The sequence below is a fragment of the Natronomonas salsuginis genome (genome assembly GCF_005239135.1).
Classification (GTDB): domain Archaea; phylum Halobacteriota; class Halobacteria; order Halobacteriales; family Haloarculaceae; genus Natronomonas; species Natronomonas salsuginis.
Window position 1 is genome coordinate 20582 of sequence record NZ_QKNX01000009.1, and the last position, 21636, is coordinate 42217.

A 21636-nucleotide genomic window follows, 5' to 3' on the forward strand; every position below is an offset into this window, starting at 1 on the left:
GGGGAGTCGGAGGCTCCGACGGAAAACGGTTCGGCTGTCGGCCAGTCGCGGCTTAGAGACGATCGTGGTACTTCAGGTAGCCGTCGGTGATGAGCCGCGCGTAGAAGGACTCGACGGCGGCCGAGTACGGCGGTGACACGTCGAGCAGTTCGTCGGCGACCATCCGTAGGGTCGCATCCCGCGAGCCGGTCTCGTCGTGGGTCGTGAGGATGCGGTCGTCGAACCGGTGCAGCTCCCGCCGGGCAAGTTCGAAGACGTCGTCAGGATCGTCCGGCCAGACGCCGAAGTGCGGGAGCAGGACGTGGGCCGGGTCGAGCGCTTCGAGCCGGTCGATGGCGCAGTCGATCGCGGCGACGTCGAAGTTCGGCAGCGTCGCGGGCGGGAACCACTGGTCGGCGCGTTCGAGGTAGCCGCCGAGACACTCCGCGGCGAACAGCAACTCGCGCGCTTCGTTCCAGACCGCGAAGTGGTCCGGCGAGTGCCCCGGCAGGTGGACGAGTTCGAGCGTGTGCTCGCCGATGTCGAGCGTCGTGCCCGCGTCCGGGACCGTCCGAACGTTCGACTCCGGAACCGGCCCCTGTGCGCCGACCTCCGCGAAGTGCTCACCCATCGCGGCGCGGCTGCTCTCGATGAGCGCCTCCGGATCGATCAGATGCGGGGCTGTCAGCTCGTGGATGTACACGTCGAGATCGGGGTTCAGTTCGACCAGCGCGCTCGCCGCGCCGGAGTGGTCGACGTGGACGTGTGACAACACGAGGTTCTCGAGCGATTCAGGGTCGACACCGCACTCGGTCATCCCCTCGACGATCGCGTCGGTGCCCGACGGCGTGCCGGCGTCGACGAGGGTCGGTTCATCGTCGTCGAAGAGATACACGGATATGAACCCCGAATCGAACACCTCGATGTCGATCCCATACACGTCCGCTATCATCTGAAACGTAGCCATTGCGCGAGAGATGCGCACACGCGGTGAAAAGCAGTTCGATGAGTCCGAAAACGAGATCGACTCCCGGGCACGTCGAACGTCATCGTCACGCACGCATTCCGACAGGTCTCACCGAGACCTGCGATGCCGCGCGCGAATCGAGAAGTGTCGCGCTGGAAACGAATCCGCCGAACGTGTTCGTCTCGGCCGGCGGATCGATGGATTCGCGGTTCGATACACGCCTCCATGGGTGCCGCGACAGCACCCTACTTCTCGATGATCGACTCCTCGACGGCCTCGCCGAAGTGTCGCGCCACGTCCTCGTAGCGGACGAGCACCTCGTCGTCGACCGCGAGGTCGGTGACCGCCTTGCGGCCGGACTCCGTGGCGACCTTGATCGTCTCGGCGTTCTGCAACAGCGTCTCGATCCGATCGCCGTTTTCGAGTTCAGCCTCGATCCGGAACATCGGCCGCTTCTCGATCTTCGCGCGGCCGACGATCGCTTCACGTGTGTTGCCTGCCGTGTCGACGATTTGGACCTCGTCGCCGGATTTCAACTCGGCGAGATACTTCGTCCCGCCGTCGGGTGTGCGAACGTAGGCGTGGACCGCGCCGGCGTTGACGCGGAAGGGTCGCGACGCGACGTACGGCGAGTCGGCGGTCTCGGCGTGGACGAAAAAGAGCCCACGGCTCATCGAGCCCACGAGCATCCCCTCGTCGTGTTCGAGCATCGACGCCGTGTCGACGCAGACCCGGTCCGCCGAGCCGGTTTCCTCGAGGTCGGTCACGGTCGCGTACTCCAGATCGAGCGTCTCGCGTTCGGTCGCGTTCCGGACCTCGACAGTCGCTCTGATCTCGTCGGGATCGTCCGTGTCGAGCAACACCGCGTCGGCGCCGAGTTCGAGCGTTTCGAAGGCCGTCCGGGCCTCCTCGGCGTTTCGGACGCCGGTCACGAGATCCGTCTCGTCGCCGATCCGGGCGATGAGATTTTCGAGAGGGATGATCTTCCAGTCCTCGCCGACGACGATGGTGAAGTCGGCGTCCTCGGCGGCCGCCTCGGCGAACGATTCGTAGTCGGCGTTGAGGATGCGGACGTACGCCCCACCGAGGGTGTCGGAACGGCGAAGCGTCGTCAGGTCAGCCGAGCCGGAGAGATCGGAGGGGAGATCGACGGTGCCGTCGCCCTCGCCGTCCTTGCCGACGATGACGGCGTCCGGTTCGGGCGCGTCCTCGGTTTCGGCGTCCATCACGTGCACGTCGTCGCCGGCGAAGGCGGCCACGTCGACGCGGCCGAGTTCCCTGACGCGGCCGACGTCGCGTTGATCGACGAGCACCCAGTCGATGCCGGCTTCGAGTCCGGCGGTGATGCGACGCTTTCGCGCCTCCCAATCGCCGACCTCGTCGTCGGCTTTCAGCCACACGGAGCGTGTCATATCTCGTCGGTGGCGGGGGCGGCTATTGAACGTGGCGGGACGGCGGAGCGCTCAGAATCACGATGGTGAACGGTCGACCACCGCGTGCGGTCGTGTCGATATACGATACCGTTAATAGTTCGTCTCGTAATACATACACAAATCCATGATCGATCTCGATCTCGATATGCGGCAATACGACTGCCCGTTCATCGACACCACCGACGAGGTCGACGTGAGCTTTTCGGCGATGCAGTGGCATTTGGACACGAACCGCCGACAGCTCGAGACTCGATTGCTCGTCGAGGCGGACTCGCGAGCCGCACTCGACAACGGGCTCGACCAACTGTGCGACCACCGAAACATGGCCGACTGCGAAACGCTACAAAAGCAGGGCGGGGTCGCGACGATCCGGACGCTCATTGAACAGACCGACGCGATGGGCGTCGTCAAGGATCACGACGGCTACATCACGGGCCCGTTCAAGATCGAGGACGGCACGGAGATGTGGCACGTCGGCTTCGACGACGAGACGACCGCCGACCGGGCGCTCTCAGAACTCGACGACGGCAACGACGTGGTCGTCGAAGGGCGCACCGATCTGTCGATCACGGAGCTGTTCGACGTCATCGAGAACGCCGGGCCGGCCCACCGGTTCTTGGACAGTTGTCGGAAGCTGACCGACACCGAGCGAACCACGCTCGTGACGGCCGCTGAGGCGGGCTACTTCGAGACCCCCCGTGCGGTGTCGCTCGACGACCTCGCCGCGGAGTTCGACGTCTCGAAGACCGCCGTCTCGATGAACCTCCGGCGCGCCGAGCGAAAACTGGTCGATTCGACGGTCGATTCGATGTCATCGATTCAGGGCATCGAGTAGCCGAGGTGGATTTCTCAGCGAGCGTTCCGAAATTCGATCCGGACGCCGCCGTCGCGTCCCTCGGTCGCCGAGACGCGCCACCGGTGCGCCGCGGCGATCTGTTCGACGATCGCGAGCCCAAGCCCCGTCGCGCCGTCGGTCGTCGAAACACCCGGCTCGAAGAGGTCGTCGTATCCCCCCACATCGGGTCCGTCGCCGTCGTCCTCGACGTAGAAGCCGTCGTCGAGGTCGCCGACCGTCACGGCCACTGACGCACCGCCGTGCTCGACCGCGTTCCGGTAGACGTTCCGAAACGCCGCGACGAGGCGTCCGCGGTCTGCCCTGACAGTCGCCGCCGTCTCGATTTCGAGCGACGCATCCACGGTGTCGACGCTCGCCCACGTCTCCGACGCCACGTCGGCGATATCGATGGGTTCGGTTTCCTCGACGGGGGTGCCCTGCGCTTCGAGCGTCCCGAGATCGGCGAGATACGCCTCCAGGCGATCGAGCGAGACCGCCACCTGCTCGAGCAGCTCGTCTTCGTCCTCGGCATCGCCCGAGCGGACGAAATCGAGGTAGCCCTGCGCGACGTTGAGCGGGGTCCGGAGATCGTGCGAGACGACGCTTCGGTACGTTTCGAGCCGGTCGTGGCGGCGTTCGAGCCGCCAGTCGGCTTCGGTTTCGTCGTCGCCATCGGCGTGCGCGCGTCCCATCACCCCGCGGTACCCGTCCGCGTCGTGAATAGGTTCGGGACGTTTCACCCACCGAGTCGCGGTAAGCCGCTGGAACAGTGTAAGAGGCGACGTCGAATCGCGCGTACATGCACTAATACTTATCTTACTCCCGTTCATCCGTCCGGACACCAATGCCGACTCGAGTCGTCTGCGATTTCACCGCTGACGTGACGCTCGACGGGGTGGGTTCGGACGACCCGCGCACTATGCGGGTTCTCGTGGGGGACGACCGGATCGTACTCGGAGCCGACGACGTGAAGCGAACGATCGATCTCGACGACGTGTTCGACGTCGTCCGGGACGTCTCGCGCGGGGCAACGCCGAACGCCGACGAAACAGTCTCCATCGCCATCCGGACGGGCGAGGCGACCGAAGTCGCCTCGATCAGCGCCCGCGCCGACGAACTCGTTCGCTTTCAGGGTGCGCTGTACCGACAGGCGCTCGGAGGCACGCTGTGCGTCATCGAACACGAATCCGGCGACGACGCCGTGGATCTGCCGACTCACCGCTTTCGTCTGGGCGTGACCGCCTCGCGAATCCGGTTCGTCGACAAGAACGACCCGGAGACCGAACTCACGATCGCTCGCGATCGAATCCTCGAATTTCGAGCGCTCTCTGGAACCGACGACGACCGACGACCGGCTGTTCTGCTCGTTTCCGATGGCGATGACGGGCTGGCGAAGACGGTCGTCCGGCTGCCTTCCTCGCGCCATCTCAATCTGTTCGGCCGGTATCTGAAGTCCGAACTCCGGCTGTCCGGGTCCCCCACCGACTCGCACGAGCGGTCCGAGTCGATCGACCTGCTGCTCGTCGACGACGATCCGCAGGACCTCCACGCCGCGGAGATGTTCCTGAAACGGCGTCCAGAGCCGTTCTCGATCGAGATGGCTGCCGGGGGTGAGGCCGGGCTCGAACACCTCGAAACCGACGACGCGATCGACTGTGTCGTGAGCGACTTTCGGATGCCCGGTATGGACGGCATCGAGTTCCTGCGGGCGGTCCGGGACCGACACCCGAAGCTGCCGTTCATCCTCTACACCGGGAAGGGGAGCGAGGAGGTTGCCAAGCGCGCGATCCTCGACGACGTGACCGACTACGTCGAAAAGGACGTCGGCACCGACCAGTACGACGTGCTGGCCGAGCGGATCGACAAGGCGATCCGACAGCCGACCGGTCGTCGCCGGTGATCGGGCCGCCGACACCGACTTTTATGTCCTCCCCCCGTGTGTCCCCGTGGTATGACCTGGCACGTCACGATGCCAACCGAGAGCTACGAGCGCGCCCGCGAGGCGTTCGAGTGGGACCTCCCCGACGATTACAACGCCGCACACGATCTCGTCGGGAAACACGACGATCCGGATCGCCCCGCGCTGTATCAGGCGTTCCCGGACGGCCGTCGTGAGACGTTCACCTTCGCCGACCTCGACCGGCGCTCGAACCGACTCGCCAACGCGCTCGCCGAGTTGGGCGTCGGTCGCGGCGACCGCGTCGGGGTCGTGTTGCCGCAGGTCCAGGCGAATCCGATCACCCACCTCGCCTGCTGGAAACTCGGTGCGATCTCGATGCCACTGTCGGTGCTCTTCGGTCCGGATGGCCTCGGGTACCGACTCGACGACAGCGGCGCGACGGTCGCGGTCGTCGACGGCAACAACTACGAAACCGTCGACGCCGCCCGCGAGGACTGTCCGGCCCTCGAACACGTCCTCGAGGTCGACTGGCACGGCCGCGGCTACCACGACTCGGCGACGCCGTTTGAACCGCTCGTCCAAGACGCCAACCCGATCTTCGATCCCGTCGACACCGATCCCGACACGCCCGGCGTGATCATGTACACCAGCGGTTCGACGGGGCAACCGAAAGGCGTCCTCCACAGCCAGTCGGTGTGGGTCGGTCACTGCCCGGCGTTCGAAATGTACTTCGGTCTCGATCTCTCGGAGACGGTCTGTTGGACGCCGGCCGACTGGGCATGGATCGGCGCGCTGGGGGATCTGCTGTTCCCGGCGTGGCACTACGGCCGGCCGGTGGTCGGCTATCCGATGGAGGGGTTCGATCCTGAGACGGCCTTCGAGCTGCTGGCGGAGTTCGACGTCACCTCGTCGTTCCTCCCGCCGACCGCGATTCGGATGATGATGAACACCGACGCCGACGCCTACGACCTCTCGCTCGAGGCGATCTGCTCGGGCGGCGAGCCGCTAACCTCGGAGATCCTGGAGTGGGCCGACGACGAACTCGACGGCGTCGCGGTCAACGAACTGTACGGGCAGACCGAGGCGAACCTCCTCGTCTGCAACTGCGATGAGTGGTTCCCGGCTGTTCCGGGGAGCATGGGTAAACCGGTTCCCGGTCACGACATCGGCGTGGTCGATCCCGACACCGGCGAGGAGGTCGCCGTCGGCGAGGTGGGCGAGATCGCGGTCGAGCGCGGCGACGATCCCGTGATCTTCGAGGAGTACTGGAATCAACCCGAAAAGACGGCCGAAGCGACCGTGGGGTCGTGGCATCTGACGGGGGATCTGGGCGAGCGCGACGCCGACGGCCGTCTCTGGTTCAAATCGCGCGACGACGACCTCATCATCACGAGCGGCTACCGCGTCGGCCCCGGCGAGGTCGAGGACGCGATCCTCGAACATCCGAAGATCGAGCAGGTCGGCGTCGTCGGGATTTCCGACGAGATGCGCGGGGAGATCATCAAGGCGTTCTGTCAGCCGGTGTCGGGCGTCGAGGGGAACGAGCTGTTGGCCGAATCGGTCCGCTCGCTCGTCAGGGAGTCGCTCGCGAAACACGAGTATCCCCGCGAGATCGAGTTCGTCGACGAACTGCCGACGACGACGACGGGGAAGATACGGCGGACGGACCTGCGCGAGCGGGAGGAGTAGCTTCGGATACGTCCCGAACTCTCCCCCACAACGCATTTGCGTGCGCACCGCCTACGGTCGGCCGATGACGACAGCGGCCTACGACCGGTGGGCCTTCGATCTCGACGGGACGATCGTCGACGTCGAACCGGACTACGTGCACGACCTCCTCGGCCGGGTCGGCGATCGACTCGGCTACGGCTTCACCGAGCGGCAGGCCGAGATTCTCTGGCACGGCTTCGACGGGAAGCGGAGCGGCCACCTCGACGTGTGGGGCGTCGATCCGGAGCGATTCTGGACGGTGTTTCACGACGAGGAAGACCCTGAGGCGCGCGCGGAAGCGACGTTTCTGCACGAGGACGCGGCCGCCGTCGGCGACCTCGACGCGCCGACGGTACTCGTCACGCACTGTCAGCGGTATCTGACCGAGCCGGTGTTGGAGGCGTTGGACATCGGCGACTGGTTCGACGCCGTCGTCTGCTGTACGGCCGAGACCGGTTGGAAGCCGGATCCGCGACCGGTTCGGTCGGCGCTGTCGGCTGCAGGCGCACGTTCGGGATCCGGCGTCCTCGTCGGCGACAGCCCGCAGGACGTCGGCGCGGCGTGGAACGCCGGGCTCGACGCCGCCCACGTCGAACGCCACGGTCACGAGCGCCGCGGCTGCTGCGTCGTCGGTGATCACCGGGTGGACCGGCTCGACGAACTGCTCCGGGCGTAGCGTCCGTCGATCGGAACGGACACGAATCGACGACCGACACACTTTTTAGGCCGCCCTAAAATAACACCACACGGCGTCGAACGGGTGGATCCGTACTGCACGGAAGTGGGCATCACCTTCCCCCCGTCGTCGCGCCGTTCGGTAATCACTGCTGTCCCACCTGTTGGTGTCGATCCCGCGGTAACGGCTTCGACACCCCATATCGCTACACTTTTAGGGTAGCCTAAAATATAGGTGAGCAATGGGAACCACGAACCGATCCGATCAAGACATCTGCGTCGTCGTGCCGACGATCCGCGAGTACGAGTGCATCCGCGCGTACGTCGAAAACGCCCGCGAACACGGCTTCGACACGTCGCGGCTGTTCGTCTTGCTCGTCACCGAGGACTTCTGCGACACCGACGACATGCGCGCGATGCTCGACGACCTCGACGTCTCGGGCGCGGTGTTCGACGGGACGCGCCGCGAGGAGTGGTACGAGGACAACGGCGTCGCCGAGTACGCCCACGTCGTCCCGGCCGCGAGCCACGCCGAGACGAGTTTCGGACTCCTGTACATGTGGGCCAACGAGCGCTTCGAGTACGGCTTCTTCATCGACGACGACACGCTCCCCCACGAGGGCGACTTCTTCGGCCGCCACATGCGAAACCTCGCCTTCGGCGGAGAGATCGAACGCGTCAGTTCGGACGAGCAGTGGGTGAACGTCCTCTATCAGCGCGCCGACGAACACGGCCTCTATCCGCGCGGGTACCCCTACTCGGCGATGGACGAGACCGTCGAAACCGACACGGTCGAGATCGACGGCGGGAACGTGGTCGCCTCTCAGGGGCTGTGGACCAACGTCCCCGACCTCGACGCGGTCCGCATCCTGATGGACGGCGACCTTCGGGGGCAGGCCCAAACGCGGACGGCGACCGGCGACTTCGAGAGTGATTTCATCGCCGACCGCGGCAACTACCTCACCGTCTGTTCGATGAACCTCGCGTTCCGCCGCGAGGTGATTCCGGCGTTCTACCAGCTGCCGATGGACGACAACGCCTGGGACGTCGGTCGATTCGACGACATCTGGAGCGGCGTCTTCCTCAAGCGCGCCTGCGACCTGCTCGGCGGGCGGATCTACAATGGCCGGCCGCTGTGTGAGCACAACAAGGCCCCCCGGTCGACGTTCGACGACCTCCACAACGAGGTCGCGGGACTGGAGCTCAACGAGCACCTCTGGGAGCTCGTCGACGATGTGGAGCCGGACCTGCCGGACGCGAGCCGAACCCCGGACCGGTACGCCGCCGTGTTCGAGGCGATGGCCCACCGGCTGGCAGACGGCGAGTTCGACGAGTACCGAAACGGCGGGTTCTTCAACCACGTCGGCGCGTACATGCTCGATTGGCTCGAGTGCCTCGAGGCGCTCGCGTCCGTCGAAACGCCGGCCGTTGCGGACGACTAAAGCGATGAGTATAAATGCATTTAGGTGGACCTAAAAACATGCGCGATACACGCGACAGTTCGAGAGACCAGGGGCGTCGACGCTTCCTCGCAACCGCGGGCGCGATCGGCGCGGCCGGCATCGCCGGCTGTTCCGGTCTCCTCGGCGACGACTCGAGCGACGACGAACCGTCCGAGCCCTCGGACTCGCCGGTCGGTCAGATCGGCTCCGGGCGGGAAGGCCGGGATGCCCCCGATGGCGTATCGATGAGCGAGATGCCGGCGCTGGAGGGAGAACTGACGGTGTACTCCGGTCGCGGCGAGTTCCTCGTCGGCGATCTCGTGAACTACATCGACGACCTCTACGACGACCTCGATCTGACGATGCGGTACGGCGGATCGACCGATCTCGTCAACCAGATCATCAACGAGGGCGACGGCTCCCCCGCGGACGTGTTCTACTCCGTCAACTCGGGTGCGCTCGGCGCGATCGCCGACGAAGGCCGGGCCGCAGCGCTCGACGAGGACATCCTCGACATGGTGCGTTCGGAGTTCCACACCGATGAGTGGATCGGTACCTCGGGGCGGGCGCGAGCGGTCCCGTACAACACCGACGAGTACAGCGCAGAGGACATCCCCGACGACATCATGGTCTATCCCGACGAGTTCGACGGGGATCTCGGCTGGGCTCCATCCTACGGCTCCTGTCAGGCGTTCGTCACCGCGATGCGACTCATCGAGGGCGAGGAGGCGACCCGAGAGTGGCTCCAAGGGGTCCTCGACGCTGGAATCACGGAGTACCCGAACGAGTTCGCCGCCTGTGAGGGGATCGCCGACGGCGAGATCGACGCCGCGTTCACGAACCACTACTACATTCAGCGCGTTATCGACGGGAACCCGAACGCGTCGATCGCCACCGCGTTCACCTCCGGCGACGCCGGCGCCGTGTTCAACGTCGCGGGCGCGGCCGTCGTCGACACGGCGACGGACGCGACGCTCGCGAACAACTTCGTGCGCCACCTCCTCTCGGCGGAGGCGCAGGACTACTTCGCGCGCTCGACCTTCGAGTACCCGCTCGTCCCCGACGTCGATCCGATCGGCGACCTCCCGTCGATCGACGAACTCGACGTACCGGACATCGACCTGACGCAGCTTTCGGACCTCGAAACGACTGTCGACCTCATGCGCGATGTCGGCGTGCTATAGGTTCGACGCGACGTGTCGCCCCCACCATCGCCCCGCCCCCGGATTCGACGGCTCGCCAACGGGCTCGACGCGACGACGGCCGCGGCCGCCGCCGTCGCCACTACGGCTGGCCTCGCCGTCCTCGTCGTCTCGATAACCGTCTTCGCATACCATTCGAGCAACCACGACGAGGGCGTCTATCTCCTGCAGGCGGCGATGCTGTTACAGGGTCAACTCGAACTGCACGCCGGCGACCTCGCGGGCGCGTTCCACCCGTGGTTCTTCGTCGAGGACGCGGGCCGGCTCTACCCGAAGTACGCGCCCGTCCCGGCGGCGATGTTCGCCGCCTCGATGGCGCTGTTCGGCGAGCCGCGGGTGACGCTCGCGGTCGTCGCCGCCGTCAATGCGGCGCTCGTGTACGCGCTCGGCTCGATGGCCTTCGATCGACGCGTCGGCGTCGTCGCCGCGATCCTCTTCTCCGCGTCGCCGCTCGCGCTCGTGACGACCTCGGCGTTTCTCCCATATGCACCGACGACGGCGCTCAATCTGGTGTTTGCGGTCGCGTATCTCCGAAGCGTCCGCGACGAGTCCGCCGTCGTCGCCGCCGTCGCTGGCGGCGCGATCGGGCTCGCGTTCTTCGCTCGGCCCCTCACCGCCGTGTTGTTTGCCATCCCGTTCGTCCTGCACGCGCTCTTCTCGCTCGCCCGCTCGCTCGTCGACGAGGGTGTCGTCCTCTCCGGCGTCGTCCGCCGCCGCGGCCTCACGGCGCTCGTCGGCCTCGCGTTCGTGGGCGTGGCGCTCGCATACAACGCTCGGATGACCGGCTCGCCGCTCGTGTTCCCCTACGAGGCCTTCGCGCCCCGCGACGGACCCGGGTTCGGTACGCGCCGAATTCTCGGTCACTCGGTCGACTACACGCCCCAACTGGCGCTCGAAGCCAACGGCTACGCGCTCTACTACCTCGTGACGCGGTGGTTCGTGGCGGGGCCGATTGGGACGGCGCTGGCCGCCGTCGGCCTCGCGCTCGCGGCTCGCAGCTGGCTCGAACCGCGGTGGACGCGCTCGGCGTCCGACAGCATCGAGCGGACGGCCGGCCTTCTGCTCGCCGGCCCCCTCGTCACCGTTCCGCTCGGGAACCTGTTCTTTTGGGGCAACTACAACCTGCTGGCGACGATGTCCGATCCGACCGACGGGCTCGTCTCGCAGTTCGGCCCATTCTATCACTTCGATCTCCTCCTCCCGCTGTCGGTCTTCGCGGCCGTCGCCGCGGTCGCGGCTTGGGACCGGCTCCCGGCGCTGCGGGGTCGGCTCGACTCGACGCTGTCGCCGCGAGCCGGGCGGGCGATCGTCGCCGTGGTGCTCGTCGCGAGCCTCGTCGGATTTGGTGTCACGGCCGCGGCGGCCGTCTCGACGCCGCTCGACCGGAACGCAGCCTACGCCGACAAGTACGAGATCGCCTACGAGCCGATCGAGACGGCGGATCTCGAGGACGCGCTCGTCTTCCTCCCGACGCCCTACGGCGAGTGGCAGAACCACCCGTTCCAGTACCTCCGCAACGACGGCGGCCTCGATGGTTCGGTCGTCTACGCGCTCGATCGCGAGCCCGACGAGGACTTCGCCGTCCTCGACGCCTACCCGAACCGGACCACCTACCGGTACGCCTATCGCGGTGAGTGGACGCCAAATGCCAACCGCCACGTCACCCCGAAACTCGAAGCGATCGAAGTGCGGCGCGGGACGGCGCTGTCCGGCGACACCGTCGTCGGCGTCCCGCCGCGCGTCGAGTACGCGATGGTTCGACTCGAAAGCAGGGCGGGCGGCCGCGCCGAATACGCGGTCGCCGATCCAGGCGAGTCGATCGCCGTCCCGTGGTCGGTTGACCGCGACGCGGCCCGCCTCGGCGCGCTCGACGCCGATTCGGATCCGTCGATCCGCGTCGGCGAAGACGACGTCGTCGTCCTGACGATCACGCTCACCCAGCCCGACGGCGGCACGCTCACGTATCGTCAGGAGACGACCGTTCGAACCGACACCGACGGTGTCGAGGCGGTCTGGCCGCCCGAGCGCTCCGTCTGCCCGCTCGTCACCGACTGCGGGAACGAGGGAACGTATCTGCCCGACGAGCCGGACTCGCATCGCGATGGCGTCTCTTTCGAGACGAGCCTGACGCGGGCGTGACAGTCGGGGTCGTGCCGGGTGGCCCACGTTCCAGCGCGTGCGCAAGCAGTCCTCGTGTGAGGAGTACCGAAACGCTGATCACCGCGTGACGAAACGGCCCGGGTAGTGAGCAGACACGCGCTCGACGATCGCGATTCGCTCCGGAGCTGGCTGGTCGTCGGCGCTTCGTTTCTCACGCTGGTCGTCACCTGGGGCACTCTGTTCTCCTTCGGGGGTGTTGCTCGATCCGCTGGCCGAGGAGTTCGACGCCTCGAGAGTGGCGATCTCGACGGTCTTCTCCGCGGAGACGTTCGCCGTCTACATCGTCGCCGGATCCATGGGCATCCTACTCACTCGGCTCCGGATCCGACGGGTCATCGTGCCCGTCGCCGTCTGGGTGGCGCTGCTCAGCGGGGGGCTCCACGTCGTCTCGTCGTACCTCGGACTCCTGATGGTGTTCGCCGGGATCGGTCTCGCGATGGGGCTCGTGTACATCATCGTCGTCTCGGTGACGCCGCGGTGGTTCGACGAACACCGGGGGATCGCGACGGGAATCTTCTTCGCCGGCAACGGCCTCGGGATGCAGGTCATGCCGCCGGTGTGGGCCCGGTTGATCGACGGTTACGGCGTTCGGAACGCGTTCACGATCGTGTTGCTCGGCGCTGCCGCGATCTACGTCGCGGCGGCCGTCGTGATTCGGCGTCCGCGGATCGACGACGACGGGAGTGAGCGCGGACTCGATGATCTGCTCGATTGGCTGAAACGGCTGCTCCGGGAGCCGGCGTTTCCCCCACTCTTCTTGGCGATGGCGCTGCTGTACGCGTGGTATTTCCTGATCTCTACGCACGCGATCAACATGTTCGCCGCTTGGGGGATCGAGCGCGGCTTCGCGACGGTCCTGTTCGGGGTCATCGGCGGGTCGAGCATTCTCGCTCGGGTCGCGAGCGGGTACGCCGGCCAACGGCTCGGCTTTCGCCGCATGATCGCCGTCTCGCTCCTCTTGATCGCGGTCGGCTGTTTCGTGTTCATCGCACAGACGACGCTCGCGATCTACGCCGGGATCCTGTTGCTGGGAATCGGACTCGGCACGACGTCCGCGCTGTACGTCCCCGTCCTGCTCGACATCTTCGACCCGGCGAACGACACCGCGATCGTCGGCATCTTCAACGTCGCCTTCGGCGCGGCGGCGCTGGTCGTCCCGCCGGTCTCGACGTTGGTCGTCGAGGCGACCGGCGACTATCGCCTCGTCCTCGGACTGACGGGGGTAGTCACCGCGCTCAACGTCGCAGTGTTCTACCGGAGTACCGCGCCGTCGCGGTGGTCCGACACGTTGTAGCTCCGTTTCACCGCTCCGTCAGTCCCCGCCGTTCGGACTCGCCGACTTCGTCTCCGCCGGGCAGACGATGACTTGCTCTTCGGCCACGTCGTGGACCTGGGCTTCGGTCGCCCGCTGGGCGAAAAAGGAGACGAGAACGACCGCGTCTTGGTAGTCCGCCGTCTCGTGGTACGGCCCCTGCCGGTTGAAGTCGAACAGGTAGATCGCTTGGTTGTCGTCCAGCGAGACGACGCCGTCGTCGATGAACGGTTCCGCGTACGCGGCGACGTCCTGTTGGCCGGAGCCGGCATCGTAGTTCGGTACTGGATCGCCGTCCCGGAGCACGACCAGGTACTCGTCGTTCTCGGCGTCACTCGTGGTTCGCCAATCGCCTAACCGCGATTCCTTGCCGCTGGCTCGGACCGAGATCGAGGTGCCAGTCGACTGCCGGGAGACGCCGTACGACCCGACGGTCGTGTCGGAGTCGCCGACCAGCTCCCAGGCTTTCACCTCGGTCCTGTTCACGCGCACGGAGACGTTCACCGGCGCGTCGTAGGTCGGGCTCGACCAGCCAGTGCCGAGGAACTTCACGTTGGCCGTGAAATCGGCGGTGGTCTCGACGCTGTCACCGCGAATGACGAACTGGCCACGCTCGATGGGGACGCGCCGTTCGGAGAGCACGTAGGCCGAGTCGGCCCCGTCGTAGACGAGCGTCACCTCGGCAGTGTCGCCGTCGCCGCGACAGATCGTGTCCTCGTCGAGTTCGAGGTCGAGCCGCTCACCCGAAGACCACTCGCCGTCCGCGAGTGTCGGGGCGCTCCCTGTGTCGAGATCGACGGTCTGGGTCGCTTCCCCGTCCCCGACGCGGACGCGGAGCGCGTCGGCCGCCACCGACTGGCCCGCCAGGTGGACGAACTCTAAGCTGTGTTCCGTGTCGTTGCCTTGCAACGCCACCTCGACGGTCTCGTCGGTAGCGAAGGTGTGGCCAGGGTCGCGAAGCTGGGACTCGAAGCCGAGCAACATACCGGCGGAGACCCCTGCCAACAGGACGACGATGACGAACATGAGGGTGACGCCGATCACCGGCGAGATGGCTCGGTCACCCTTCGCTCGTCGCTCCATGGTGGTGGGTTCTCTTCATCCGATATGAATGTCCCCCAGCGTCTTCAAAACGAGAAAACGCTCGTTCGATGACCGAGCCGACTACCGAAACCGCTCTTCGAGACAGACCGTCACGATCGACTTCGCGATGGCGAGGCCGCCCTCGATCGGGTCGAGTTTCGTCTCACCGGCGCGCTCGCGATAGGCGATCGGCTGCTCGCGGATCTCGTAGCCTCGCATGAGCGGTCGGATGAGCAGTTCCGCCGACAGCCCGGTGTTCTCGGTCCACTCGATCGACTCGACGACCTCGCGCCGGTAGGCGCGCATCCCCGTCGTGGTGTCGTGGACGCGCTCGCTCATCAGGACGCTCGCGATGGCGGCGAAGGCCTGGTTGCCGAAGCGGTTGAACGCGGGCATCGCCTCCGCGCCGTGATAGAGGCGGTCGCCGCTGACGACGTCGGCCCCGTCGTTGATCGCCGCGAGGAACTCCGGCAGCTGTTCCATCGGGTAGGTGTCGTCGCAGTCGGTCGTGACGACGATCGGCCGATCCGGCGCGAGGATCGCCTCGCGGACGGCGACGCCGTACCCCTGCGGTTCCTGCTCGATCACGCGAGCGCCCTTCTCGCGGGCGATTTCGGGCGTTCGGTCCGACGATCCGTCGACACAGACGATCTCCGCCTTCCCGTCCGTGACGGCCTCCACGTCGTCGATGACGGTCGCGATCGCCGCCTCCTCGTTGTACGTGCCCATCACGACGCTTACGTCTTCGAAGGTGTACTCGTCTTCCGTGTCGCTCGTCTCCCCGTCCGTGGCGTCCACGTCGCTGCCGTCCGCCTGCCGCTGAATCGAACTCATTGTCACTCATCTCTCCCGCAGGCGCTTAAGTTTTTAGGTATACCTAAAACAAGCGTCAAAGCGTTTCACGAAGGTTCTCCGCGGCTCTCAGCGCGAGTGCGGCGATGGTGAGCGTCGGGTTCATCGCGCCGCCGGTCGGGAACGCGCCGCTGGTGACGAGCCAGCAGTTCGTCAGGTCGTGAGTCCGAAGCCACGGATCGACGACGCTTTCGGCCGGATCGGTCCCCATCCGCGTCGTGCCCATGTGGTGGTACGCCGGCCCGGTGTTGTCGGGGCCGACCTGCCAGGTGATCTCCGCGCCTAACTCCTCGAGGATCGTTCGCTGGATTTCGTTGGCCCGCTCGATCGTCCGCAGCGCCCGGTCGTCCACCGACCAGTGAACGTCCGGCACCGGCCGGCCGTGATCGTCGGTCCGCTCGCGGTCGAGGCCGACGTAGTTGTCCTCCCGCGGGCGCTGCTCGACGAGCGCCCCCATCCCGATGTGGTTCCCGTACGACTCGCGAAGCCGATCGAGCAGGGCGTCGCCCCACTCGTCGCCCGAGAGCGCCATCTCGACCGGCGAGGGGCCGTCGTAGTTGAAGAACTCCAGTTTGAACGGCCCGACCTCACCGTCGGCGTCGTCGTAGAACTGGTGGCACCCGCTCGTGAGAAAGCCGACGTGGTTCTGGCGGGTCGGCTCGTCGAGGACGCCGCCCATGCCGGCGAATAGGTGATCCATGAAGAACGCGCCGACGAGGCCGCTGGAGTTCGCGAGCCCATCGGGGTACTGTTCGGACTCCGAACACAGGAGCAATCGCGGCGTCTCGACGCCGCCGCAGGCGACGACGAAGGCCTCGGCCTCCTGTCGGTGCTCCTCGCCGTCGGGGGTCGCGTAGACCGCCGCTGTCACCCTATCAGCGTCGTGTTCGAGCCGTTGGACCGGGGCCCGATCGATCACCGTCGCACCCCTCTCCTCGGCGCGCTCGACGTGGACGGTCGCATCGTACTTCGCGCCCGACGGACAGACGGGCTGGCAGGTCCCGTAGCCGACGCACGCCGAGCGCCCGTCGTAGGACTCGGCGTTGCGGGCGTTCGGCACCGAGTGCATATCGATCTCCAGGGTTTCGCAGGCCTCGGCGAACAGGCCGTCGCTGTAGGAGGGCGCGAACGCCGTCATCGGAAACGGCTCCTCACGGGGCGGCGCGTAGGGGTTGTCGTCCGAGCCGGCGACGCCCAGCTCGCGCTCGGCGTCGGCGTAGTACGGCCGGAGGTCCGCGTAGTCGATCGGCCAGTCAGCGCCCGCGCCGCGGACGCTTTCGGAGTTGAAGTCGTCCTCGTGCAGCCGCATCACCATCCCCTGCCAGTGCAGCGTCGAGCCGCCGATCCCCTTGACGCGCGCCTGGTTCAGCGGGTAGAACCACTCGCCTGAGGCCGAGTGCGCGTCGCGTTCGGGATCGCCGTCCCACACGTCGGAGCGGTCGTAGGCCGGGCGGATCGCTTTCTCTTGGCGCTCGATGCGGTCGTCGAAGTCGAATCGCGGTCCGGCGTCCAACACGACCACCTCGTGCTCGTCGGCGAGTCGGTCGGCGACGAGCCCGCCCGCCGGTCCCGCGCCGATCACGCAGACGTCCGCTCGCTCCAGCGGCGTTCGATCGCTCCGTGGGGAACTCATTGCGGCCCCCGTCGGTAGCTTTCGGTCCCGCCAGGATACCCCTGGGGGTTCTCGATTCCGACCAACTCGCCGCCCGTCGGCGAGGCGTACAGCGCGAGCAGCAGTTCGTTGACGACGTAGTATCTGATCCGCTCGGCAGTCGTGCCCTCGGGATCCTCATCGGCGGTGTTCGCGCCGGCTTCTCGGAGAAGTCGATCGCGGTCCGCGACCGGCAGTTCGGCGAAGCGATCGCCGTACCACGCCGTCGCGAGTTCGTCTAGTTCGCCGACCGCCTCACCAAGGGCGACCGCGTGGTCAGGGCGGTCGAGCCGCCCGTCGAGGAACGCCTCCACGAACGCGTCGACTCCCGAGACCGCCTCGGGGTAGACGACGGCGGCGGCGGCCGAAAGCGTCTCCACGATCCGCGCGTCGTCGACCGTCACGCCGGCCGCCGGATCCGGCCGTTCGTCGCGCTCCTCGCGTTCACGTCCGAGCCGATTGACGCCGAACGCGACCGCGCCGGTCGTCCCGATCGCAGCCAGGGCGGCGGCGGCGTCCCGCCTCGTCAGCTCCATACCCTATTTAGGCTGGCCTAAACTCTTATATCCGTCGGAGTGTTTCGATCGAACTATACCGCTCGGCGCGTTCGAACCGAACCGAAGCCACGGTCGTCGCCCGACTCCTCCATCCACCATGGACCAACCGACCGAAACCGACGCCGATTCGTCGACCCGCTCGTTACCGCTGGGGCTGACGTTGCTCTCCGGGCTAATCGCCGTCGCGTTGGTGTTCCCGCTCGCCTGGCTCTTCATCGAAGTCGCGGCCGTCGAACCGACGCGCGCGCGCGGCCTCGTGTTCAGCGCCGGCACCGCTGACGTGCTCGTCAACAGCCTCCTCCTGATGGGCGGCGTGACCGCGGGGTCGGTGCTGCTCGGCGTCCCGCTCGCGTACCTGACCGTCAGAACCGACCTTCCATTCCGCCGGTTCTGGTCGATCGTCGCCGCCCTTCCGCTCGTTATTCCCAGCTACGTCGGCGCGTTCGCGTTCGTCTCGGCGTTCGGCCCCCGCGGGGAGTTCCAGTCGATTTTGGCCCCGCTCGGTATCGAACGGATCCCCGAAATATACGGGCTCCCGGGCGCTGTACTCGTCATCACGCTGTACACGTACCCGTACGTCTACCTCACTGCTCGAGCCGCGTTGGTCTCGTTCGACACCCAGTTGATCGACGCCGCGCGGACGCTCAACTACGGGCGGTGGGACGCGTTTCGCAGGGTGACGCTGCCGCAGATCCGCCCCGCGATCGCCGCCGGTGCGCTGTTGAGCGCGCTGTATGCGATCTCGGACTTCGGCACCCCGGCGATCATGCGCCTCTCGGTGTTCACCCGCGAGATCTACGTCGAGTACACCTCGTTCGGCGCCGAGTACGCCGCGCTGCTTTCGATCCAACTCCTGTTGCTCGTGCTTCTCGTGCTCGTGTTGGAGTGGGCGATCCGTCCCGATCAGACCGTCAAGGGTGGCGACGCCGACCACGACGGCACCCGCGTTCAGCTGGGGCGGTGGCGTTGGCCCGCGACGTTGTTGCCCGCGGGCGTCTCCCTCGTCGCGCTCGTCGTCCCAATCTGGATCCTGCTGCTGTGGCTGGTTCGAACGGACACCGAACGACAGCCCTCGTTGTCTTTCGAGTGGGTACAGGTGCTCAACTCCGTCGGCGTCGCGGCCGCCGCGGCCGCCGTGGCGACGCTGGTCGCGCTGCCGGTCGCGTACTTCGCGGCGACGAACGACTCCCGTGTCTCGATCCTGTTCGAGCGGGCGACGTACGTCGGTTTCGCGGTGCCGGGCGTCGTCTTGGGGCTCGCCTTGGTCTTCTTCGGGGCCGGCTATCTCCCGAGCCTCTATCAGACGCTGCCGCTTTTGATCTTCGCGTACACCATCCGGTTCGTTCCGCAGGCGGTCGGCACGACCCGCACGTCCATTCTGCAACTCGACTCGAAGCTCGTCGAGGCCGGTCGGACCCTCGGGGAGTCCCCGCTCGGGACGTTCAGACGGATCACGCTGCCCAACATCCGCTCGGGGCTCGTCGCCGGCGCCGCGCTCGTGTTTTTGACGACGATGAAGGAGCTCCCCGTTACGCTCATTCTGCGTCCGTCGGGCTTCGAGACGATCGTCACCCAGATCTGGCGCGCGCAGGCGGCCGTCCTCTACCAGTACGCGGCGATCCCGGCGCTGCTGTTGCTCCTCATCTCGGGGCTGTCGATGGTCGTCATCCTGGCACAGGAAGGCGACGAGCGGGGACTGTGAATCACTCCAACACCGAACGGGGTAGCCCTCGATAGAGCCCCTCGCTGAAGTATCGTCTAGTGCTCGCTCCCGGGAGCTCCGGCTGCTGAACGCGTCCAACGACGGACCATCGGAGCTATTATATGAATAGTTGTTCAATTACTCATCTATGGCCCAGAAAGCAGAGCGGATCGAACGACTCATCGCCGACGAACTCGGTGCGTGTTGTGAGGCCGACGTGGCGGACCGGCTCGACTCGCTTCGGGCGTACCGATCGGAGATACCGGCGCGCTCCGACGCCGATCTCACCGCCCTCAAGGCGTTGGGTAACGACACCCGACACACCATCGTACGCCTCCTGAACGCCGCGGATCGGGAGCTGTGCGTCTGCGAGATCAATCCGGTCGTGGACGTCAGCGACAGCGCCATCAGCCACGCGCTCTCGGATCTGTACGACGCCGGACTCGTCGCGCGGCGCAAGGAGGGGACCTGGCGATACTACGAGCCGACCGATCGCGCCGAGGCGCTTCTCGCGGCGCTCGACGAGACGCGTGAGGGCGATCGATGAGCGACACACCAGTCTCTGTGGCGTTCATGTGCGTCCAGAACGCTGGGCGGTCACAGATGTCGACTGCATTCGCCGAACACGAACGGGAGCGTCGAGATCTCGCCGACATCGTCGAGATTCTCACTGGCGGAACCCACCCTGCCGATCACGTTCACGACGTCGTCGTCGAGGTGATGCGCGAGGAGGGATTCGACCTCTCTGAACGGACACCGCGGAAGATTTCGACGGAGGAACTCGAATCGTGTGACTACGTCGCCACGATGGGCTGTTCGACGCTCGAACTCGACGCTGACGACTCCGATGTAGACATTCGTGACTGGGCACTGGACGATCCCGATGGGGAAGGCCTCGACCGAGTCCGAGAAATCCGCGACGAGATCGAGCGGCGGGTGACCGCGCTGTTCGACGAGGTCGAGCGAGAGATGGCCAGCGGTACCACCCGAACGTCGGACATCGACAATGCGTGATGCCGACGCCCACGAACACGGCCCGAACTGTGGCTGTGAGAGCTGTGGCGATCCTCGATCGATGGACTTTCTCGACAAGTACCTCACCGTCTGGATATTCGGCGCGATGGCGATCGGCGTCGGCCTCGGATTCGCCGCTCCGTCGGTGACGCGGCCGATTCAGGACTTCCACCTCGTCGAAATCGGTCTCGTCGCGATGATGTACCCGCCGCTGGCGAAGGCCGACTACTCGCGACTTCGCGCGGTGTTCAGCAACTGGCGCGTTCTCGGATTGAGTCTCGTCCAGAACTGGCTGATCGGTCCGACGCTCATGTTCGGGCTGGCCGTGATCTTCTTCAGCGGACTCGTGCCCGGCCTGCCGGCTCGCCCCGAGTACTTCCTCGGGCTCGTCTTCATCGGGATGGCGCGCTGCATCGCGATGGTGCTCGTCTGGAACGAACTCGCCGAGGGCTCGACGGAGTACGTCACCGGCCTCGTCGCGTTCAACAGCCTGTTCCAGATCATCACCTACGGCGTCTACGTCTGGTTCTTCGGACTCTTCCTCCCGCCGCTTTTCGGCATGGAGTCGCTCGTCGCCGGCATCGAGACGTTCGACGTGACGCCGACGCAGGTGTTCCGAGCGATCGTCATATTCCTCGGTATTCCCTTCGTCGGCGGGTTCCTCACGCGATACGTTGGGACGCGAACCAAGGGGGAAACGTGGTATGACGAGGCGTTCGTCCCGAAGATCGACCCGCTGACGCTCGTCGCGCTCCTTTTTACCGTCATCGTGATGTTCGCAACTCAGGGCGAGAACATCGTGGCCTCACCCGGTGACGTGCTCTTGATCGCGGTCCCGCTGACGATCTACTTCGTGGTGATGTTCCTCGTGAGCTTCGGGATGGGCAGGGGCATCGGCGCGGACTACTCGACGACGACGGCGATCGGCTTCACCGCCGCATCGAACAACTTCGAACTCGCAATCGCGGTCGCCGTCGCGGTGTTCGGCGTCGGGTCGGGCGTCGCCTTCGCCACCGTCGTCGGACCGCTCATCGAGGTGCCGGTGCTTCTCGCGCTGGTCAACGTCGCCCTGTACTTTCAGGGCCGGTTCGACTGGAGCGGTGCCACGATCGGGCGGCTCGATACGTCCCGCCCGGACGCGCCCGCAGAGGACGACTGACGA

General features: G+C 66.3%; 19 protein-coding genes. 12 read left to right on the top strand and 7 right to left on the bottom strand.

Going from position 1 to position 21636, the window contains the following annotated elements; all coding sequences use genetic code 11:
• Positions 1-52 precede the first annotated feature (52 nt).
• Together DM868_RS14500 and DM868_RS14505 are read right to left on the bottom strand one after the other, a co-directional pair.
• Positions 53-946: an MBL fold metallo-hydrolase gene (locus tag DM868_RS14500; RefSeq protein ID WP_137277557.1), complete on the bottom strand. Its 894-nt coding sequence runs from the start codon at positions 944-946 to the stop codon at positions 53-55.
• A gap of 245 nt (positions 947-1191) precedes the next feature.
• Positions 1192-2358, bottom strand: coding sequence for a 3-dehydroquinate synthase II (locus tag DM868_RS14505; RefSeq protein WP_137277558.1), 1167 nt, complete (start codon positions 2356-2358; stop codon positions 1192-1194).
• 145 nt (positions 2359-2503) lie between these two features.
• On the opposite strand from DM868_RS14505, the gene DM868_RS14510 reads away from it, so the two are divergent.
• Positions 2504-3214, top strand: coding sequence for a helix-turn-helix domain-containing protein (locus DM868_RS14510; protein ID WP_137277559.1), 711 nt, complete (start codon positions 2504-2506; stop codon positions 3212-3214).
• A gap of 14 nt (positions 3215-3228) precedes the next feature.
• On the opposite strand, the gene DM868_RS14515 is transcribed toward DM868_RS14510, so the two are convergent.
• On the bottom strand, positions 3229-3906 hold the full coding sequence (locus DM868_RS14515) for a sensor histidine kinase (RefSeq protein ID WP_170964538.1): 678 nt from the start codon (positions 3904-3906) through the stop codon (positions 3229-3231).
• Positions 3907-4058: 152 nt separating this feature from the next.
• Between DM868_RS14515 and DM868_RS14520 the strand changes: the two genes are divergently transcribed.
• The 7 genes from DM868_RS14520 to DM868_RS14550 all read left to right on the top strand — a co-directional run bounded on the left by DM868_RS14520 (position 4059) and on the right by DM868_RS14550 (position 13597).
• Positions 4059-5114 (top strand): CheF family chemotaxis protein, encoded by a 1056-nt coding sequence (locus DM868_RS14520; protein ID WP_137277561.1) that lies wholly within the window; start codon positions 4059-4061, stop codon positions 5112-5114.
• A gap of 51 nt (positions 5115-5165) precedes the next feature.
• Positions 5166-6803, top strand: a complete 1638-nt coding sequence (locus DM868_RS14525; protein ID WP_137277562.1) for an acyl-CoA synthetase — start codon at positions 5166-5168, stop codon at positions 6801-6803.
• A 64-nt stretch (positions 6804-6867) separates the two neighbouring features.
• Complete coding sequence (locus DM868_RS14530) at positions 6868-7500, top strand: HAD family hydrolase (protein ID WP_137277563.1); 633 nt, start codon at positions 6868-6870, stop codon at positions 7498-7500.
• 241 nt (positions 7501-7741) lie between these two features.
• On the top strand, positions 7742-8941 hold the full coding sequence (locus DM868_RS14535; protein WP_137277564.1) for an alpha-1 4-glucan-protein synthase: 1200 nt from the start codon (positions 7742-7744) through the stop codon (positions 8939-8941).
• A 38-nt stretch (positions 8942-8979) separates the two neighbouring features.
• Positions 8980-10125 carry an extracellular solute-binding protein gene (locus DM868_RS14540; RefSeq protein ID WP_137277565.1) on the top strand — a complete coding sequence of 382 codons (1146 nt, stop codon included), beginning with the start codon at positions 8980-8982 and terminating at the stop codon, positions 10123-10125.
• Between the two features lie 12 nt (positions 10126-10137).
• The gene (locus DM868_RS14545) at positions 10138-12282 is read left to right on the top strand and encodes a DUF7846 domain-containing protein (RefSeq protein WP_170964539.1); all 2145 of its coding nucleotides are present in this window, start codon (positions 10138-10140) and stop codon (positions 12280-12282) included.
• A 217-nt stretch (positions 12283-12499) separates the two neighbouring features.
• Entirely contained in the window at positions 12500-13597 is a 1098-nt protein-coding gene (locus DM868_RS14550; protein ID WP_170964540.1) for an MFS transporter, read from the top strand.
• An 18-nt stretch (positions 13598-13615) separates the two neighbouring features.
• Here the strand turns inward: DM868_RS14550 and DM868_RS14555 are convergent, their stop codons facing one another.
• The 4 genes from DM868_RS14555 to DM868_RS14570 all read right to left on the bottom strand — a co-directional run bounded on the left by DM868_RS14555 (position 13616) and on the right by DM868_RS14570 (position 17737).
• Entirely contained in the window at positions 13616-14698 is a 1083-nt protein-coding gene (locus DM868_RS14555; RefSeq protein WP_137277567.1) for a type IV pilin, read from the bottom strand.
• Positions 14699-14779: 81 nt separating this feature from the next.
• The gene (locus DM868_RS14560; protein ID WP_246049150.1) at positions 14780-15427 is read right to left on the bottom strand and encodes a dolichyl-phosphate hexose transferase; all 648 of its coding nucleotides are present in this window, start codon (positions 15425-15427) and stop codon (positions 14780-14782) included.
• A 160-nt stretch (positions 15428-15587) separates the two neighbouring features.
• Complete coding sequence (locus DM868_RS14565) at positions 15588-17183, bottom strand: GMC family oxidoreductase (protein WP_137277569.1); 1596 nt, start codon at positions 17181-17183, stop codon at positions 15588-15590.
• The gene (locus tag DM868_RS14570) at positions 17180-17737 is read right to left on the bottom strand and encodes a gluconate 2-dehydrogenase subunit 3 family protein (protein WP_137277570.1); all 558 of its coding nucleotides are present in this window, start codon (positions 17735-17737) and stop codon (positions 17180-17182) included. Before DM868_RS14570 ends, DM868_RS14565 begins: the two co-directional genes overlap by 4 nt.
• A gap of 118 nt (positions 17738-17855) precedes the next feature.
• Between DM868_RS14570 and DM868_RS14575 the strand changes: the two genes are divergently transcribed.
• The 4 genes from DM868_RS14575 (at position 17856) to arsB (ending at position 21633) form a co-directional block, all read left to right on the top strand.
• The gene (locus DM868_RS14575; RefSeq protein WP_137277571.1) at positions 17856-19460 is read left to right on the top strand and encodes an ABC transporter permease; all 1605 of its coding nucleotides are present in this window, start codon (positions 17856-17858) and stop codon (positions 19458-19460) included.
• A gap of 148 nt (positions 19461-19608) precedes the next feature.
• Entirely contained in the window at positions 19609-20007 is a 399-nt protein-coding gene (locus DM868_RS14580; RefSeq protein ID WP_137277572.1) for an ArsR/SmtB family transcription factor, read from the top strand.
• Positions 20004-20474 carry a low molecular weight phosphatase family protein gene (locus tag DM868_RS14585; protein WP_137277573.1) on the top strand — a complete coding sequence of 157 codons (471 nt, stop codon included), beginning with the start codon at positions 20004-20006 and terminating at the stop codon, positions 20472-20474. The genes DM868_RS14580 and DM868_RS14585 overlap by 4 nt, the downstream gene beginning before the upstream one ends.
• Positions 20467-21633, top strand: coding sequence for an ACR3 family arsenite efflux transporter (gene arsB / locus DM868_RS14590; RefSeq protein WP_137277574.1), 1167 nt, complete (start codon positions 20467-20469; stop codon positions 21631-21633). Before DM868_RS14585 ends, arsB begins: the two co-directional genes overlap by 8 nt.
• Positions 21634-21636 lie beyond the last annotated feature (3 nt).

What these genes read in the sequence shown, in the direction of transcription:
- DM868_RS14585 (WP_137277573.1), top strand. Translation starts at nt 20,004, where the DNA reads ATGAGCGACACACCAGTCTCTGTGGCGTTCATGTGCGTCCAGAACGCT.
- DM868_RS14520 (WP_137277561.1), top strand. Translation starts at nt 4,059, where the DNA reads ATGCCGACTCGAGTCGTCTGCGATTTCACCGCTGACGTGACGCTCGAC.
- DM868_RS14565 (WP_137277569.1), bottom strand. Translation starts at nt 17,183, where the DNA reads ATGAGTTCCCCACGGAGCGATCGAACGCCGCTGGAGCGAGCGGACGTC.
- DM868_RS14580 (WP_137277572.1), top strand. Translation starts at nt 19,609, where the DNA reads ATGGCCCAGAAAGCAGAGCGGATCGAACGACTCATCGCCGACGAACTC.
- DM868_RS14525 (WP_137277562.1), top strand. Translation starts at nt 5,166, where the DNA reads ATGACCTGGCACGTCACGATGCCAACCGAGAGCTACGAGCGCGCCCGC.
- DM868_RS14535 (WP_137277564.1), top strand. Translation starts at nt 7,742, where the DNA reads ATGGGAACCACGAACCGATCCGATCAAGACATCTGCGTCGTCGTGCCG.
- DM868_RS14540 (WP_137277565.1), top strand. Translation starts at nt 8,980, where the DNA reads ATGCGCGATACACGCGACAGTTCGAGAGACCAGGGGCGTCGACGCTTC.
- DM868_RS14500 (WP_137277557.1), bottom strand. Translation starts at nt 946, where the DNA reads ATGGCTACGTTTCAGATGATAGCGGACGTGTATGGGATCGACATCGAG.
- arsB (WP_137277574.1), top strand. Translation starts at nt 20,467, where the DNA reads ATGCGTGATGCCGACGCCCACGAACACGGCCCGAACTGTGGCTGTGAG.
- DM868_RS14570 (WP_137277570.1), bottom strand. Translation starts at nt 17,737, where the DNA reads ATGGAGCTGACGAGGCGGGACGCCGCCGCCGCCCTGGCTGCGATCGGG.
- DM868_RS14505 (WP_137277558.1), bottom strand. Translation starts at nt 2,358, where the DNA reads ATGACACGCTCCGTGTGGCTGAAAGCCGACGACGAGGTCGGCGATTGG.
- DM868_RS14555 (WP_137277567.1), bottom strand. Translation starts at nt 14,698, where the DNA reads ATGGAGCGACGAGCGAAGGGTGACCGAGCCATCTCGCCGGTGATCGGC.
- DM868_RS14560 (WP_246049150.1), bottom strand. Translation starts at nt 15,427, where the DNA reads ATGGGCACGTACAACGAGGAGGCGGCGATCGCGACCGTCATCGACGAC.
- DM868_RS14530 (WP_137277563.1), top strand. Translation starts at nt 6,868, where the DNA reads ATGACGACAGCGGCCTACGACCGGTGGGCCTTCGATCTCGACGGGACG.
- DM868_RS14510 (WP_137277559.1), top strand. Translation starts at nt 2,504, where the DNA reads ATGATCGATCTCGATCTCGATATGCGGCAATACGACTGCCCGTTCATC.
- DM868_RS14515 (WP_170964538.1), bottom strand. Translation starts at nt 3,906, where the DNA reads ATGGGACGCGCGCACGCCGATGGCGACGACGAAACCGAAGCCGACTGG.
- DM868_RS14575 (WP_137277571.1), top strand. Translation starts at nt 17,856, where the DNA reads ATGGACCAACCGACCGAAACCGACGCCGATTCGTCGACCCGCTCGTTA.